The 17,099-nt window shown below is 32.2% G+C and carries 16 protein-coding genes; 9 read left to right on the top strand and 7 right to left on the bottom strand.

Annotated elements, in window-relative coordinates; all coding sequences use genetic code 11:
* The first annotated feature begins 81 nt into the window (after window positions 1-81).
* A complete protein-coding gene (locus OH806_RS14460) occupies window positions 82-960 on the top strand; it encodes an ATP-binding protein (RefSeq protein ID WP_264744385.1) in 879 nt (292 codons plus the stop codon).
* A complete protein-coding gene (locus OH806_RS14455) occupies window positions 938-2,017 on the top strand; it encodes a DUF3871 family protein (RefSeq protein ID WP_264744384.1) in 1,080 nt (359 codons plus the stop codon). The genes OH806_RS14460 and OH806_RS14455 overlap by 23 nt, the downstream gene beginning before the upstream one ends.
* Window positions 2,018-2,049: 32 nt before the next feature.
* Here the strand turns inward: OH806_RS14455 and OH806_RS14450 are convergent, their stop codons facing one another.
* From OH806_RS14450 to OH806_RS14420, 7 genes are all read right to left on the bottom strand, one after another.
* Window positions 2,050-2,715, bottom strand: coding sequence for a retron system putative HNH endonuclease (locus OH806_RS14450; protein WP_264744383.1), 666 nt, complete (start codon window positions 2,713-2,715; stop codon window positions 2,050-2,052).
* Window positions 2,699-4,192: an ATP-binding protein gene (locus OH806_RS14445; protein WP_264744382.1), complete on the bottom strand. Its 1,494-nt coding sequence runs from the start codon at window positions 4,190-4,192 to the stop codon at window positions 2,699-2,701. Before OH806_RS14445 ends, OH806_RS14450 begins: the two co-directional genes overlap by 17 nt.
* Before the next feature lie 3 nt (window positions 4,193-4,195).
* A complete protein-coding gene (locus tag OH806_RS14440) occupies window positions 4,196-5,560 on the bottom strand; it encodes a restriction endonuclease subunit S (RefSeq protein ID WP_264744381.1) in 1,365 nt (454 codons plus the stop codon).
* Window positions 5,544-7,835, bottom strand: coding sequence for an N-6 DNA methylase (locus OH806_RS14435; protein ID WP_264744380.1), 2,292 nt, complete (start codon window positions 7,833-7,835; stop codon window positions 5,544-5,546). Before OH806_RS14435 ends, OH806_RS14440 begins: the two co-directional genes overlap by 17 nt.
* Before the next feature lies 1 nt (window position 7,836).
* Complete coding sequence (locus tag OH806_RS14430; protein ID WP_264744379.1) at window positions 7,837-8,052, bottom strand: helix-turn-helix transcriptional regulator; 216 nt, start codon at window positions 8,050-8,052, stop codon at window positions 7,837-7,839.
* A gap of 563 nt (window positions 8,053-8,615) precedes the next feature.
* Window positions 8,616-9,926 carry a DDE-type integrase/transposase/recombinase gene (locus OH806_RS14425; RefSeq protein ID WP_264744378.1) on the bottom strand — a complete coding sequence of 437 codons (1,311 nt, stop codon included), beginning with the start codon at window positions 9,924-9,926 and terminating at the stop codon, window positions 8,616-8,618.
* A 94-nt stretch (window positions 9,927-10,020) separates the two neighbouring features.
* On the bottom strand, window positions 10,021-10,245 hold the full coding sequence (locus OH806_RS14420) for a hypothetical protein (protein WP_264744377.1): 225 nt from the start codon (window positions 10,243-10,245) through the stop codon (window positions 10,021-10,023).
* A gap of 485 nt (window positions 10,246-10,730) precedes the next feature.
* On the opposite strand from OH806_RS14420, the gene OH806_RS14415 reads away from it, so the two are divergent.
* The 7 genes from OH806_RS14415 to OH806_RS14385 all read left to right on the top strand — a co-directional run bounded on the left by OH806_RS14415 (window position 10,731) and on the right by OH806_RS14385 (window position 17,057).
* The gene (locus OH806_RS14415; protein ID WP_264744376.1) at window positions 10,731-11,396 is read left to right on the top strand and encodes a DUF4255 domain-containing protein; all 666 of its coding nucleotides are present in this window, start codon (window positions 10,731-10,733) and stop codon (window positions 11,394-11,396) included.
* Window positions 11,397-11,422: 26 nt separating this feature from the next.
* Window positions 11,423-13,378 (top strand): phage tail sheath family protein, encoded by a 1,956-nt coding sequence (locus OH806_RS14410; protein ID WP_264744375.1) that lies wholly within the window; start codon window positions 11,423-11,425, stop codon window positions 13,376-13,378.
* Between the two features lie 35 nt (window positions 13,379-13,413).
* Window positions 13,414-13,842 carry a phage tail protein gene (locus tag OH806_RS14405; RefSeq protein ID WP_264744374.1) on the top strand — a complete coding sequence of 143 codons (429 nt, stop codon included), beginning with the start codon at window positions 13,414-13,416 and terminating at the stop codon, window positions 13,840-13,842.
* An 8-nt stretch (window positions 13,843-13,850) separates the two neighbouring features.
* Window positions 13,851-14,309 carry a phage tail protein gene (locus OH806_RS14400; RefSeq protein ID WP_264744373.1) on the top strand — a complete coding sequence of 153 codons (459 nt, stop codon included), beginning with the start codon at window positions 13,851-13,853 and terminating at the stop codon, window positions 14,307-14,309.
* A gap of 112 nt (window positions 14,310-14,421) precedes the next feature.
* Entirely contained in the window at window positions 14,422-14,598 is a 177-nt protein-coding gene (locus OH806_RS14395; RefSeq protein WP_264744372.1) for a DUF5908 family protein, read from the top strand.
* The gene (locus OH806_RS14390) at window positions 14,595-15,365 is read left to right on the top strand and encodes a CIS tube protein (protein WP_264744371.1); all 771 of its coding nucleotides are present in this window, start codon (window positions 14,595-14,597) and stop codon (window positions 15,363-15,365) included. Before OH806_RS14395 ends, OH806_RS14390 begins: the two co-directional genes overlap by 4 nt.
* An 18-nt stretch (window positions 15,366-15,383) precedes the next feature.
* Window positions 15,384-17,057, top strand: a complete 1,674-nt coding sequence (locus OH806_RS14385) for a phage baseplate assembly protein V (protein ID WP_264744370.1) — start codon at window positions 15,384-15,386, stop codon at window positions 17,055-17,057.
* Window positions 17,058-17,099: the final 42 nt, after the last annotated feature.

Below are 17,099 nucleotides of genomic sequence, written 5' to 3'. Positions count from 1 at the left end.
ATAAAATACTACAGTGATAGATATGTATTAGAACTACATAATAATTAAATTTTTAAGATTAACCATTAAACAAAAAATATTATGCAATTAAGACAAAGCGAAAGAAAGAGAGCCAAAATCAAAATGGCTCTACAAGGTGCATCAGGAACAGGGAAAACCTATTCCTCATTACTTATAGCACAAGGACTGACTAATGGCGATTTATCAAAGGTAGCTGTAATTGATACAGAAAATGGAAGTGCTGATTTATATGCTCATTTAGGTAATTACAATGTCTTGACAATGACACCACCGTTCACACCTGAGAATTACATTAAGGCTATTGAAGTTTGTGAAAAAGCTGGAATGGAAGTCATTGTTATAGATTCCATTTCTCATGAATGGGATGAATTGTTGGATTTTCATTCCAAATTAGCGGGAAACAGCTTTACTAACTGGGCAAAGGTTACTCCAAGACAGAAAGCATTTGTAGATAAAATCCTTCAAACCAATGCTCATATCATTGCCACTATGAGAACTAAACAGGACTATGTATTGAACCAAAAAGATGGTAAATACACTCCTGAAAAAGTAGGTCTGAAATCAGTTCAAAGAGATGGATTAGACTACGAATTTACTTTGGTTTTTGATATTGACATTAAGCATTATGCTGTGTCAAGTAAAGACAGAACAGGCTTATTTATGGGAAAACCTGAATTTCAGATAAGTGAATTGACAGGGAAGCAGATTTTAGATTGGTGTAATAGTGGCGTACCTGGAAATCAAAATGTTCTTAATGAACAGCAGGTAATTCAACAAATCCAGTATTGTAATGATATAGCTGAATTACTGGCTTTATATAAGCAATATCCTGAATATCAAGAGAACCTAAAACCTCATTATGAAGAGAAAAAGAGTTTCCTAATACAACTATCCAATCCTAAAAATTATTCAACAAATGGACACACTAAGACACATTAAGCCTGCTACATTAGAGCAGGCTTTTGATTTAAGACCAGCAAAAAGTGCTAACATAATAGAGTTACCGAAAGAAAATATAATAAATAATAATATTAAAGATATTGGTAGGGTTGTGAATTTTTCTCAAAATTCAACTTATGAAAATAAACCTTTCATAGAAGCTAATACACAGGAAATTAATTTACAACATTTAAAAAATGAATGTATTATACCTGTATTCAGCAAGGATAACGAAAAGACTATTAGTCATCAGGAGTTTATAGAAATATCTCAAAATTGTATTTCCAATGTATTTCCTAACCATTCTATCAGTGAGCCTGAAATAAGGGTTTCTCATCAAATCAAAGGTAGGACTCCAGGTGCTATTTATAAGAATGTGAAGGATTTGTTAGACCATGAGAAAACTATTTATTATGAAAGGATGGCTTTTATTGTTAAAATACCTGCAATAACAGATATTATTAACGGTAATGAACTGTCATTAACAATTGGTGGAGTTAGAGCCTATAATCGGGAGAATCTGTACAATAAGAAAACTTTTGAGAAGTTTAAATTCTTTGTTGGTTTTCAGAATAAAGTATGCTGTAATCTCTGTGTATGGAGTGATGGATTTGTTGATGATTTGAAGGTTAGCTCTTATGAAGAACTACAATCTAACCTTTTCCAGGTACTTAACAATTATAATGCTGAGAAACATTTATCTGAAATGAAAGAGCTTGCAGATTACTCATTAACTGAACGTCAGTTTGCTCAATTATTAGGTAGAACAAGGTTATATCAGCATTTACCTAAAAAAGAGAAATTAAAGATACCATTACTCCAATTTACTGATGGTCATATCAACACCATTACAAAAGATTATTATGAAGATGAAAGTTTCTGTAGAAATAATGATGGAGATATAAATCTTTGGAGTCTCTACAATCTTTTTACGCAAGCCAATAAAAGCAGTTATATAGATACATTTTTAGATAGAAATTTGAATGCTTTTGATTTTACCAAAGGTATTCAACAAAGTCTCAATGGTAATTCTGATTATCATTGGTTTTTGAGTTAGTGGCAATCATCCCAGTTAATTCTGGGATGATACTAATTCTGATTTTGCCTAATTTTTTTTTCTAAGTAATAAACTGCTATCATACAAAACTGCCTATATTTATTATCCTTTTTTGTTAGCCACTTTTCTTTTTCTTGTTGAAAATATTTTAGCTTTAATTGCTTATTACCAATTTGTTTACTCTTTGCTTCAACCTCTTTTTGAACACTTAAATAAATCTCTTTTCGTCCATCTTTCAGTGTTTGCATATTCAGGTTTAAGACTTCATTTAATTGTCTATCAATTTCATCATTATCAGAGCTTATTTCTCCGTTTGCATTATATCTGATTTGTGTCTCACAATTTGGAGCATTTGTTAATAAATTTATTGTTAGTGATTGGTTACCTTTTTGGGTGTCACAAGTCTGTAGCTTTTTGGGTTTTCCTTCGCCACCAGCGCAAGCTCCAAATAAATTTGAATATGTTAGTTGTAAATCGGCATTATAATCTTGACATTTGTAATGCTCTACTTTCATATATGGGCTTGTATTCTCAGGTATTCTTTTCATACAGTAGCAACAGATATGCCCTTGCTCAGTAAGTAAATTTTTTCGTAGTTCTTCTTTAGCTTCCTGAGATAATCCATCATAAAAGGCAGGTTGATTTGCTCTGTGTTTAATCAAAGAATTTGGCTCTTGAATTTTAATTATCTGTTTCATTTATAGCTTCTTCCAAATAATCAATTTGCGTTTTAGCTCTTAAAATAGCGGGATCGTCTTCTCCAAGTAATTCTGACATTACTAAAAATTCTTCTTTGGCTTTATTTAGTTCTTCATCTTCAATCAAATTAAAAAGCTTACTTAACTGCTTTGTTACCTTCTTATTTCTTCTTTCAACTCCCATTAATTCATACAAAATAGTGCTTATATCCCTCCCATAGTATTTGGGTGTAATTTTAATTATTTCTCCATCTTCTAATATTTGGACATCTGACTTTTCAGGGATAGCATTACTCAATAGTTGAGGTGAATGAGTTGTAATCAAGAATTGACTTGATACCGCTTGATTAATTTCTGTAAATTTGATTATTTCCTCAATAAAATTTCTTTGCCAAGACGGATGTAAATAAGTGTCAGGTTCATCAAATAAGAACAATGTATTTTCGTCTGTCACAAGTTCTATTAAACCTTTAATTATAATAGACTGCTGCTCACCTTCACTCAAAACAGAGAATTTTTTTTTCTCACCTTTATTTATAAAATTAAATTTGGCATCAATCCATAAACCATCAATATAAAGGGTGTTAAGAATTTTAAATAAAGCTTTTTCTTCTACGAAATGTTCACGTATTTCAAATAGTTTTTCCTGACCAATAATTGTAATTATTAAAATCTCATCTTGCCAAGCCTCTATGATAACATTGCCAGGTCTGCCTGTTGAAGATATTTTTTCATCTATAATTAACGGTTTCCCAATACTACCAAGAAAATCTAAAAAATCTTTTACTTTTCCATCTGCACCCCACCAATTAATAGCTTTACCTTTTGCCCAAGTGGGCTTTTTTAATCTAAATGTAATACTTTCAATCTGATCTATTTTTGCCCTTTCAGCCAAGTAATCTGGAATATCTCCAAACTCATAAGATAGAAGACTAATTAAAATTATTTCGAATAAAGCAGGTTCAAAATAAAAAAATGGTCTCTGAATATTTATATTCCCATCTCTGTATTGTTTGGAAAGAACTTGGTCATGTGGTTCACAAATTTTTTTCATAATCTCAGAAAGCCCAGAATAGTAAATAATAATATTGCTTGGTAGTATTTTTTGAAAGCTATTGAATCGTTTTTCAATACTATCTTTATCTTCTAAGATTTTATCTTCTACAAAAACTTTAAAAGATAGATCAGTATTTTTTTTAAGTGCAGATATCTCAACTTTAATATAATCAGTTCTAAATTCACTTGTTGTTGCTGTTTGCTCTAAAATTTCTTCTAATCGCAATTCATAAATCAATCTAAAGCCAAACTTTGATTTCTGATTTAGAAAAACATTACTGAAAATTTGTGCTATTGACTCTAATATACTGGACTTTCCAGAACCATTTACACCTATAAGTACTGAAATGTCTTTTTTAAAATCAATAGTAAAATTTTTTAGTAATTTGTAATCATCTATGTATAGAGATGTTATTTTCATTTTTTAATTTTTAAAAATTGCCTCTTCAAACTCATTAATTGCATTTATTCGATTAATTTCTGCTGCTTGTTTCAAGCTTTCTGCTTTCAGTTTAATCTTGTTAATTTCTGAAACTATATCTTCTTGTATCTCTAAATTAGGGATAGGAAACACAAAATCCTGTAACTCTTGTGCATTTACATTTGCTTGTCCTAAAACTTGGCGACTAATGCTGTCTATTTGAGATCTTCCAATCAAAGAATTAAAAAGATAATTTATATAATGGACATTAACAATTTCTGTATTTAGTTTTAGCCTAATTAAATATGAAGCAAAAGTATATTCATCATCCAAATCAAATATAGCAGTTTTCCCAACGAGTTCCTTACTATTGGTTCTATTAAAAAGTAAATCTCCTTTATTTAATAATACCTTACTTTTTTGCTCATCATTAAGTTTGATATACTTTAAATCATTTAAATCAAGTTTTGAGTTATAAATATTATTCATCCTTAGCATTGGGATTCCTATAGGTATTTCTGTAGCTTTTACTGATAAACCGTATTGATATGATAAAAGAAAGCTTTTAACTTTTTTGACCGGATATTTCCCTTCTGTGATGCCTTTTATTGAATCTAAATTAAATAAATAGTCTATAGCCCAACGATCTATATTGCTAAATTTTGCAAATGTTAATGCCTTTTTTTCTTTGTTTTCGCCGAATTTTATATCTAATACACTAAGTAAAAAGTCATTTATTTCTTGCTCTTTATTTCTTGCTTCATTTTCCTGTATTATAGCTTTATCTATCTTATTATAGTATGATGCTAATAAAGCATGTTGTACGTTTAATGGTGGTAGAGCTATATCTAAACTTTTTAATATATCAAACGTCAAATTTTGACGGACAGAACCTGTTGTGCTTTCTTTGATTATTTTGTTAAATCGTTGTGTCTTAAATAATTTATATAAAAAGTCAGGTAATAGTGATTCTTTACAACTGAATACTACATAAGCAGGGCTGATAAATTTGTTCGAATGCTCCTTTGTTCTCATTCCAATACTACCCACATTAATACGATATGGGTTGTATGCTAACCAATCTATCTCCATCTTCTTATATGGCTGATTGATCTTCTTTCCTTTTTCCTGATAAGCATCAAAAATCCCAATTTTATTACTCACTCCAAGTATTCCAAAATCATCTTCTGGAAAAGCAGAAAGCTTTACTCTATGACTTTCCTCTCGAATTTGAGTGCCAAGTTTAACTATAGGATAATCAGATTTGATTTTTTCGGAAGAATATCTTTTTACATCCCACATTGTTATATCATGGAATTTAACATATTTTATAGAGCTGGTGTTTTCTCTATCAATTGTCATTTGCATTTTCTATGTAAAATACTTCTGGTTGTTGTGTACCAATTGTTCTTTGAAACTTATTATTGAAAATACTATACTTTATGTTAATATAGTTTTCCTTCCAGAGTTTATTTTTAATACGATATTTTTTATACTCTTTAGCTATAGGTTCTAATTCATTTTCAATCGCCGCTCCTGTAGTGCTTATACCTGCTTTCTCAACTTCAATGATTGGTATTTCATAATTAAAATTATTTTTAACTTGAAATTTAATATCATCTTCGATTGATTGATTGATTTGTTTAAGCTTTTCCCTTAATACTTTTTTTTCTTCTTTATCCAGACCTTTTTCTTTTAATTTTTTTTCTATCCGTTTTACTTCGTTTTTATATTTCTCGTTTATGCTTTTAGATGCTTCTTCTTTTATTGAATTATATAAACGTTCTTCATCATTTGTAAATTTTTTAAAAAATAGTAAACTTGGTTTTACAGTTGCGCCAGATGCAATAAAAACATCTTGTGGAATAGATGTAATATTGATAATTTTAGCTTTGCTTTCAACATAGTCTCTGACCTTTTGAAGTTTTGCATTATTTAAAACACCTTCTGGTAAAACTATAGCCATTCGACCTCCAGGCTTTAGTAAATTTAAGCAACGTTCAATAAATAAAACTTCAGTTAAACTACTAACTTCTCCTGTTTTGAATAAACTTAAAACTGATTTTCCCTTTGGTTGATTTTCTCCGTTATTATATTCAGCCCACTCTCTTAATGGCTCTATTACCCTTTTTTCATAATCACTTCCATATTTTGCAGTATAAACTTCAATTTTTTCATTTGTAGGTATGTCAGACGGTATAATTCTTAATGTTTTTTCTACCCTTGCGCCAAATGGAGGATTGGTTAAAATGATGTCAAATCTTTCATCATAAACACCATTAACGTTTATCAAGCCATCATGATGATGTACACCTCCATGACCATCACCGTGCATAATCATGTTCATTTTCGCAGTTCTTGCCATTCTTGGATTAGCATCAGTTCCGAAGATACAATCGAAAGATAACTTACGAATTCTACTGTTAGGATTATATATATCTAATTCAGCATTAAGAAAGTTAAAGTATTCGTTTACAGTATGATCTATTTTTTCTTGTTCTTTCTCACTTAGGTTTATAAAATTGCTTCCATAATATTTATCTTTTATTTCTTCTTTTACATGCTGAATATCTTCTTCTATTTTTGTTCTGACATATTCAAATGTTTTTATTAGAAATCCTCCACTTCCACAGCAAGGATCACAAACGGTTTCATTTTCTTGTGGGTCAAGGATTTCAACCATATAATCAACAATTGTTCTTGGTGTAAAAAACTGCCCTAACTCGCCTCTAAAGGTTCTACCAAGAAATTGTTCAAAAGCAATTCCTTTTATATCATCAGATGTTGTAGAAAGATTATAAACTTCTAATTCTTTTATAATAGCTTCAAAACTATTCTCTCTAATCCTAATTGTTTCATTAGATTCAAATAAATCATCATTTTTGTGCTTACTTTTTACTTTGTCAAATAGTTTTTTATAAAATGGTAAGTCTTCATCATTTTTTATTTTATCCCAATTACTTTTTTCTGAACGATATTCTTCTAAAGAATATATTAATCCTTTTTCATTTTCCCTTTCATATAGAGTTTTTATAAATAATACTTTACTTATTTCATCAAATGCAGCTTCTGGAGATAATTTGTCATTATTTCTAATAATGTTATGACATCTAAAAAGCAAGCGGCTAAAGTCATCACGAGCAAACTCAATTGTTTGACCTAATAAAGCGTTTATTTCTTTCTCATCATTGATTGCATCTGCTTTTGGAATATTTAGAATTTCTTCAAGATCAAAAGAGGATCTTTTTTTGTCAACTTTGTATATTTTAGAGAATACTTTTGCATGTTTCTGGTTTGCGGTAACAAGAAATTTTGCTCCTACCATTGAGGCAAATTCAGCTCCTTTATAATAATCTTCTTTTCTTATTGTAACTTGTTGAGCTTTGCATTCAACTACTATTAAAGGTTCGGAACCATGGTCTTTCTCCTTTTTTGATGTCCATATGACGATATCAGCATACGTTTTTATATTTTTATCTGAACTAATAGCAATAACTTCTTGCTCCATTTGATCAATTGAAAAACCGTAGTGCTTTATTAACCTATTCACATATTCTGTTCTTACTTTATCTTCAGGTGAAAAGCTTGCATTTCTTTCTTTTGAAATTAATTTTATGGTTTTTTTTTCTGTTTTAATCTGCATTCTATCTAATGATTTTAGTGGAGTTAATTAACTCTAACACATCAATTTCTAACAACTTAGCTATTTCTATTAAGTTTTCCATAGACGGCTGGTTTTCATTAGTACACCACCTTGAAATAGTAGTTTCATTTTTATTTAGTTGTTGTGAAAGCCACTTATTTGTTTTTCCTTTTTCTGCTAATACAACTTTTAATCTATTAATTGCCTTTTTTTTCATATCAATTAGCATTTAATGCAAATATACTTACATTCAATCAATATTTAATTAAATTTTTTTTGAAAAAAAATTATGCATAAAGCCCCATGTTCTGAAGGCCCTCACCACTTTCAGAACAAAAATATCCCCCATACCACTTATAAGAATCAAAAGTTTTACAGAACAATTATAAATTCAAGTTGAAAGCTGAGTTTTCGTGTGCTGTACAATATAACTTCTTATAGTGTTATTTCTAACTCAAAAATCAAAAAAATGGTAAGAATTATCAATTACAAAAGAAGAGTAGCAGGGCTCCCTCCCAAGACATGATGTTGAGAAAAAATAGGGAAAATTCTTTTATTAATTAGGTTTTGAAAATGTAATTAATTCACAATCAGCATGTACGAGTATTCGTGCAAAGTAGTGAGAATACAAAAAAGAAATTTTTGGATTGTATAAAGAGCAAAATTTTGGTATTTTTGTTCAATTCAAAAGAGAAAAAAGCTCTTTGGCTTTAATGTAAAATGGAGATCAGGAAATAGAATAGAAGGAATACTTACTGAACCGTATTTTTCCGCCAATTCTTACGCCGCTTTACAGCAGGAATTCCGATTGTTTTCCAATCGTTCCTTGTTGATACGGTTTAGTATAGGTTTGACATCAGCGAGTTCTGGGTTATTATGAATTTCGTCAGGTGTATAAAACTGATGTTGGTAATGAGGACGAATACAATCATAATCCTTTACAAAATATTCCATAACCTTATGAATATCTTTGGAGTGAATTTCTCCATAACTTCTAAAGAACTTTTTTAAGATTTTAAAATGTCCTTCTATCATCGAGTTTGAAAATTGCACATCTTTCAAAGCAACTTTCTTGTGAATTTTCACTTGGCAATGCCGGATGAAATTTCGGATTCGAAAATTGTTATTTTCAGAACCACCATCGACAATGAGATCTAAATCAGTAGGAGAAAGAATTTGACCAAATTGTAAAAGAATTGCTTCTTTCAAACTAACGAGTCTTGTTTTAGCTGTTTTATCACGAGAAACAGAATATGCAATAATTTTTCGGGAAAAATTATCCAAAACGGTGTGAATATAGAATTTTACATTGTCCGAAGTAACAAATTCAGTAACATCAGCATGCCAGATTTCATTGGGACGAGATGCTCTTACGGAGATTTTCTTTCTAAGTTTTCTACTGGATTTTCGTTTTTCGGTAACGCCCAAGCGAAGACAATACCGATACCAAGAAGTTCGGGACATTGAAATATGACCTTTCTTGATGGCATATCCCCAAATCGAGGCAATACTCCACGTAGAAAATCGTTTTCGGGACATCAAACTTTTCAAAACATTAATTTCACGCTGTGAGATTTGGTTGGGAAAACGCTTGGTGCAATATCCGGTTAATGAAACCGGACATTTAAAACTCCGTTTACTGTTCCAAATCTTAAATTGATGTGGAGTGATTTGCAGAAATTTACAGACCAAGTTTCGATCAAACTCAACAGGAAGGTTAGACACCATATCAATGACCGATTCTCTATTCTGAAGAATAATTTTATCGAAATTTTTCTTTCCAATAAATTCGAGAATGGCTAAATACAAACGGCAAAAGGTATGAAAAGCGGTGGTCATTTTCTTCACTCTTTCATCAAGAATCACTTTTATTTTCTCCAAATCGTTTTCAATTTGAGAAGCAAATTCATTTCCTACGAATTTTTCGGGATTGAGTTCCTTCCAATTCTGAGAAGTAGAACGAGGAATTGAAGATGTGAAAGAATCAGGTAAAATCAGCTGGTGAATACCTAAAGCGTAGGAAGTTTTGATAGTTGAATGATATCTGTTGTATTTTTTCATCAACACAAAAATACTGAAAGAAAAATCCATTTTAATGTCAAAAGAAAATAAAAAATACGTCTGACGAAAATTCGTCATCAATCAAAAGAAAGAAAATGTTTCGAGCCCTGTAAGGGTTTGTAAATTAGTGTAATGTATTGATATATAATTCAAAGCGGTTCGAGAATGTGACGAGAGGGACCACGGAAGCAAATTCAGAACCTACAAACTTTTTCGCACCAATATCTTTCCAATAAAATGAAGTAGAACCGGGAATTTCTTTTACAAACTTTTCAGGAAGGATTTCATTTTGGATTCCAAGAGCATAGCAGACTTTAATATCAGAATGATACTTTTTATATTTTTGCATGGATTCATTTGTGCTTTACAACAAAATTAAATCAAAATCCAAGAATTAAAAAACTAAAAAATAGTTTCGAATATTCGAATTCAAAATCAACTTGTTTCGAGCCAGTAAGAGTTTGAAGATTAGTGTAATATGTTGGGAAACAATTCAAAGCAGTTCGAGAATGTGACGAGAGGGACCACAAACAAAAAAGTCGCCATTTTGGCGACTTTTTTGTTTGTGGTTATTTATCAAATAACTTAAAATCTTCCACATTAGCTCATTGCTGTAATAATAAATCAACTATTGGTTTTGTGCATATTATTTTAATAGAAATTCTCCTCATAAACAGTTTCTAGATGTGATTTTTTTACCAAGCTCTAAAATATAAAATAAGTCCTGTTTAAAATACTTTACAGGGGTTAGTGAAAATACGGATATAAAATTTAGGGATTTTACGGATGTTCGTATTAAAATATTAGGTAACTTTATATGACTAAAACTAACCCATGAATCTCCGAAAAATAATAGAATTACTATGTAAACTAGTAGATCCTAACAGTTCTATTATTGATACTGTTAACATATCTACGGTAAATGATGGGGACGAATTTTTAAACACTAAGTCCCCGATTATCCTGTCTATTGTTAATATAGAAGAAGATAAAACGCTTAAAAATCAAACGGTATATCTTAACAATACGAATGACAAGGAAAAAATTTCAAAATACAAAAACCCCGCTCAATATTTGATATTGTCTCTTTTATTTGCTTCATACAATAAGGATATGACTAAATATCTGGATGGAATAGATAAACTTAAAAACATTATAGTTTATTTTCAGCAGAATAATTCTTTTTACTACAAAGATGATGATACGGAACTTATTTCTTATGAAAATTATCAATTAAAGAATAATCTGGAAAAAGAACATTACTATAAGATTACAATGGAAACCGTAAGTCTTACTTCAGAGCAGCTGAACCAAATGTGGTCTTATTTGGGATCAAAATACATGCCCTCCATGCTTTATAAAATGAGGTTATGTATGATTCAGGAGTCTCCTATAATTGAGGATAAAGTCATTAAAAAAGTGAAGATCAACTTATGGGAGAATGATAAAAACAGTCTGATCGGAGATATAGAATCAGGCGAATTTCAAGGAGAAACATAAATAAAAACTAAAAACAATTATCAGCCATGAATGTAAGTTCTATCAAAACCCCGGGAGTCTACATCAATGAAATTGATGCGTTCCCGCCTTCAGTTGCTCAGGTAGAGACAGCAATTCCTGCTTTTATCGGATACACGGAAAAAGGACCTACTGTTCCTACAAGAATTAAATCTTTTATGGAATTTGAACAGACTTTTGGAGGGGCGCCCGCACCAAAAAATGTAACTGTAGAGCTAGACGAAAATAATACCCCGAAAGACACATGCAGTGTAGAAGAAAGTCAGTATAAATTATACAATAGCATGAAGTTGTTCTATGCAAATGGTGGAGGTGTATGTTATATAGTTTCTATTGGAGGGTATAAATCTGCCATTACGAGTGAAGCAGCCTTCATTAATGGATTAGATTTGTTAAGAAAATTTGATGAGCCCACTCTTTTATTATTTCCTGATGCCATTAATCTGGATGTTGCAAAATTAGGGCTGTTACATCAGCAGGCTCTATTGCAATGTGCAGATCTTATGGATCGTTTTACGGTGATGGATGTAAAGTCTGAAAACGGATTAGAAACTGACAGCTCAAATTTCAGAGATAAGGTAGGGAATCAGAATCTTAAATATGGCTCTGCTTATTATCCTTATTTGCAATGCGCATTTCCTTATGATTTCCGTTTTAGTGATATCAATGGAAATACAGCGGGTAAAGTAAATTTTAAAGGAATTTTTTCAACCAATACAGATTTGAAAAAATCTATCGAGGATTATGAAAAGCTAATTAATGATTACAATACGATTAATACGGCTTGGAATCCTAGTCCGGCTCCCGCCGATGCTACAAATCCGAAAAAGTTGCATCAAGCTATTACTGATGGTGCAAAACTGAAAACAGCTGTAGACAAATGCTGGAAATTATTGGAAATAGTGGGCAAACCCGATATTCCTGATATCACTAGCACAAAATTCGCAACATTTTTACAGGATTTAATCAGTAATTTCCTAAAAACACACGCACAGGATTTAGTAGACTTTAAAAAATCTTATGAAAAGTTGAAAAAAACTGATGGGGTTACTGATGTTGATGATCTTTCTGCTTTGGATAATGATACCAAGTTCAAAAGTGTGTGGGGAAATATTTCAACCTATACCGAAAGTACTCCAAACCCTTTTGACACAAAGATAAAAGTAAGTATACCTGCTGATGCTGGTCCGCCTGCTGTTCCTGCACATGATGAACCTGATTTTGTGAATATACAAGCCATTATACAAAAATTACATATCGGTATAATTAATACAATGGATGGTATGATGAAAAAAATGTATGATTTCATGTTGTTTGAAGAAAACAATCTTGTTGTTCAGATTCCGTTCTATTCAGCGATTATTACAAAACTTTCATCGTGTATGAATACAATTCCTCCTTCAGGAGCAATCGTAGGAATTTATGCTAAAACTGATGCTACAAGAGGAGTTTGGAAATCTCCTGCTAACATTAGTGTCAACGGAATTATAGGAGTTACGGCAGATATTAATGATTCTGATCAGGAAAGTATGAATATCCATGAGACAGGCAAATCCATCAACCCAATCCGTAGCTTCTCAGGAAAAGGATTCTTGGTTTGGGGCGGAAGAACTCTTGCCGGAAACAGTAATGACTGGAGGTATATCAACGTAAGAAGATTAGCCAATATGATTGAGGAATCTGTGAAAAAAGCGTGTATGCAATACGTATTCGAGCCTAATGTTTCTCAAACCTGGGTAAGTGTAAAAGGAATGATTGATAATTACCTTACCACTTTATGGAATGACGGAGCATTGGCTGGAAGTAAAGCTGAGCATGCATTTTTCGTTTCTGTTGGTTTGAATGAGACAATGTCTGCACAAGACATTTTAGAAGGAAGAATGATCGTAAAAATAGGTTATGCACCGTCAAGACCTGCAGAATTCATCATTCTTGAATTTAAACAAATGCAACAAAGATCATAAACTAATAACCTTTAAAAACTATAGCTATGCCAAATATGGATTTTCCACTGCCAAAGTTTCATTTCAGTGTAGATTGGGGCGGAAGTAAAATAGCCTTTACAGAAGTTTCAGGACTTAATAAAGAAATGGATGTAATCGAACATAGAGTAGGATCCAGTCCGGAATTTTTTAAAAAGAAAATGCCGGGATTACAGAAAGTAAGCAATATCACTCTCAAAAGAGGGGTTTTCATCGGAGATAATGAATTTTTTGATTGGTACAACACTGTGGCTCTCAATACCGTGGAAAAAAGAACCCTTATTATTTCATTATTAGACGAAAATCATGAGCCAAAAGTAGTTTGGACGGTTAAAGACTGTTTCATTGTCTCCCTAAAATGTACAGACATGAAAGCAGATGCTAACGAAGCAGCTATTGATACCGTAGAAGTTGCCAATCATGGTTTTACTATAGAATATAAATAATAAGCGTCATGTCTGATAGCAATCCAATAGTAGGGTTTTATTTTTCAGTTATTTTCGAGCTGATCCCACAATTCTCTGTAGATACTAAGTTCCAGAGCGTAACAGGGCTGAAAGTAACCATGGAAACAGAATCTTATACGGAGGGCGGACAAAACAGATTCAAACATAGCCTTCCCGTAAGATCAGGATATCAGGATCTGGTACTGAAAAGAGGTCTTACCTCAGATATGTCGGGTATATCTATGTGGTGTACACAGGCATTGGAAGATTTTATATTCTCTCCTGCAAATCTCATTATTACTCTTCTCAACGAAAATGGAAACCCCGTAAAAGTATGGTATGTTTCTCATGCAATCCCGTTGAGTTATGAATTGGGAGATTTCAACGCGGAAGAAAACAAAATCGTGATTGAAACTATTACCTTGAGATACAATTTTTTCAAAGAAATACCGGTTCCCGGATTTTAGATAAAATTACTCTTATTATAAGTGATAACTGATGTATGATAATTGATGTGTGAGTGTTCTTCTAATATTTCACATCGAATATTTGGCATGTAGTTTCTAACATCTACTTAATATGGCCATTGAGATCAAAGAGCTGAAAATAAAAATAAATGTCAGCGAGCCTCAAAATAGCGGATTTCCTGATCATCTTAAAATGAATACTTCAAAATTTCAGGAGATGAAAACAGAAATCGTTAACGAATGTATACGAAAAGTACTGGAAAAAATTAAAGAAAAATCAGAAAGATGATATCAGGACTTTTAGGCATTATTGATAAAATGCGTATCGAGGTTTTTCCTACCAGAGAATACATAGAACCTCCCAAGAAAACCATCTTTGTTCAGCTTAATCCTGAAAAATATACTCTGCATCACTCGGTAAACTTTTGTGAAGGACAGGCTATTGGAACGTCGGGAACAGATTTAACTTTCAACAAGATAGAAGGAGAAGAGGTGAGTTTTGATTTTGTCTTTGATAGTTCTGGAGTAGTACCTCCTGGGAAAATAAAAGACGGAAATGGTGAAGAATCTCTTCTTGATGCAGTGGGTGATATTGCTAATGCCATAAAACCCGCAATGGTAAATCCTTTTGTAGAAGTGGAAACCGTAGAAAAGGATGTGGAGGAGTTCAAAAAACTATTGATGGGATATGATGGGGAAACTCATGAAACCTCTTATCTCCGAATTTTATGGGGAGGCTACAGCCTCGATTGTAGGCTCAAAACCATGGAAATAGAATATACTCTGTTTCGAAAAGACGGAAGACCCATTCGTGCAAAAGTGAAATGTACATTCAAAGGAACGGTAGACTATAAAGTAATGATCGCCAAAGAGAATAAAAGTTCTCCCGATCTTACCCATGAAAGAATGGCTAAAATGAATGACAAGCTGACGGTACTTTCAGAGGACATTTATCAAAATGAAAATTATTATATAGATGTTGCTAAAAACAATAGGCTGCTCACATTCAGAAAGTTGGATGTAGGACAAAAAATACAATTTCCACCCATTAAATAGACAACAGAAATGCCAGACATGAAACCTTTTTATCCGGATGAAACCTTGCTTAAGTTAGAATTCCTGATCAATAATGAAAATCAGGGGCTGGATAATCTTTTGTCTGAGGGGAAAGTTCATTTTGAAGTCAATAAAATTCCGTTTGCCAAATTTACATTTATCTGTTCCGATGAAGACTTTAAAGAAGGAAACAATTCTCCTTTACAATCTTTAAACAGACCGCAAGGTGCTTCTCCATTACCTATTGAGGTGAAAATATCCTATAAAAAAGAGATGAAAACCATTTTTAAAGGAGTCATCAAATCTTTGGATTTACATCATGAAAATTGCAATGTAGTTGCTAAAATAGAATGTAAAGATATTGCGCTAAACCTTTTACAGTCTTCTACTGATGAACAGAATGATAGTGAAACTTTTGAGGATAAATTAACCAGTTTTATCAGTAATCTCACATTGAGCAGCGATCTTAGTGGTCAAAGTTGGGGACAGGAACATGTTACTCACAACCGTTCTACCGTTCCTTGGGATTATATTGTCGGATTTTTAGATTCTATAGGGTTACCTGTGGTTTTAAGAAATGCAGAATTTACCTGTGTAGATATTATTAATGGAGAAAAAGAGGTCAAGTATAATGCGGAAAACGGGATTAATGTTTTTGCTTTTAACGGAAGGATAGATCCTGATGTGATAAAATCTTCAGTAACCATTCAGCATTGGGATATTGAAAGCCAATCGGTAAGCGAAATCACTTCCGAAAATGAAGCAGAAGAAAATCCACATACGCTAAGGATAAGTGAAACCAATTTACAACCAGAAACTCTGCAAAAAGTAGCAGATGCCATTATTGCTAAAAGTAGGATTGCTTCTATCAGCGGAAAAGTAGCCACTTTTGGAAATCTGGAAGCCAAAATCGGGGAATATATAACTTTCAATAAAGTAAATTCCGAAATTGACGGTAAAGAGCTTCTTATCACCACAGAAGAACACATTATAGAAAACGGATGCTGGAAAACAGAATTTACGTATGGGCTGGAGAATGAGAGGTCTTTCACACAGAATACAACGTCAGGGATTAACAATGCCAATGCCGAATTGGGACATTCAAATTCTGTAAATGGATTACAGATAGGTATTGTTACACAAATTGTGGAAGATCCTAATAATCAGTTTAGGATTAAGGTAAGAATTCCTGTTTTATCCGAAAACGGTGAAGGAGTTTGGGCAAGATTAGCGACTTTAAACGCAGCCAATGAAATGGGAAGTTATTTCATTCCCAATATCAATGATGAGGTGATTGTAGGATGTATTGGGAATAACCCGGATACACCCGTTATTTTGGGAAGTTTGTACAGTAGCAACAGAGCAATGCCTTTTCCCATCGCAGAAGAAAACTACAAAAGAGGATTTGTTACCAAAGAAGGTACAAAAATCATCATGGATGACGAAAAGAAAAGCATTGAGATAAGCACGGCAAAAGGGAATAAAATTACCATCAGCGATGACTTGAAAGGCATTACTATGCAGGATGAAAACAATAATAAAATTGTAATGGATGATCAGGGAATTACTATTGAAAGCTATAAAGATCTCAACCTGAAAGCAACAGGAAACGTCAAAATTGAAGGTGTACAAATCGCAGGAAATGCATCAGGAAATATGGATTTGAAAGGTGCAATGATCAATTTAAATTAATAAATGAAAAATGATAATTGACGAGTAATAATTTTGTTAAAA

The organism is Chryseobacterium oryctis, from assembly GCF_025971925.1.
In the GTDB taxonomy this organism is placed as follows: domain Bacteria; phylum Bacteroidota; class Bacteroidia; order Flavobacteriales; family Weeksellaceae; genus Chryseobacterium; species Chryseobacterium oryctis.
Note: the sequence above shows the minus strand (reverse complement) of the source record. Positions and strands in the feature narration are given on the sequence as shown.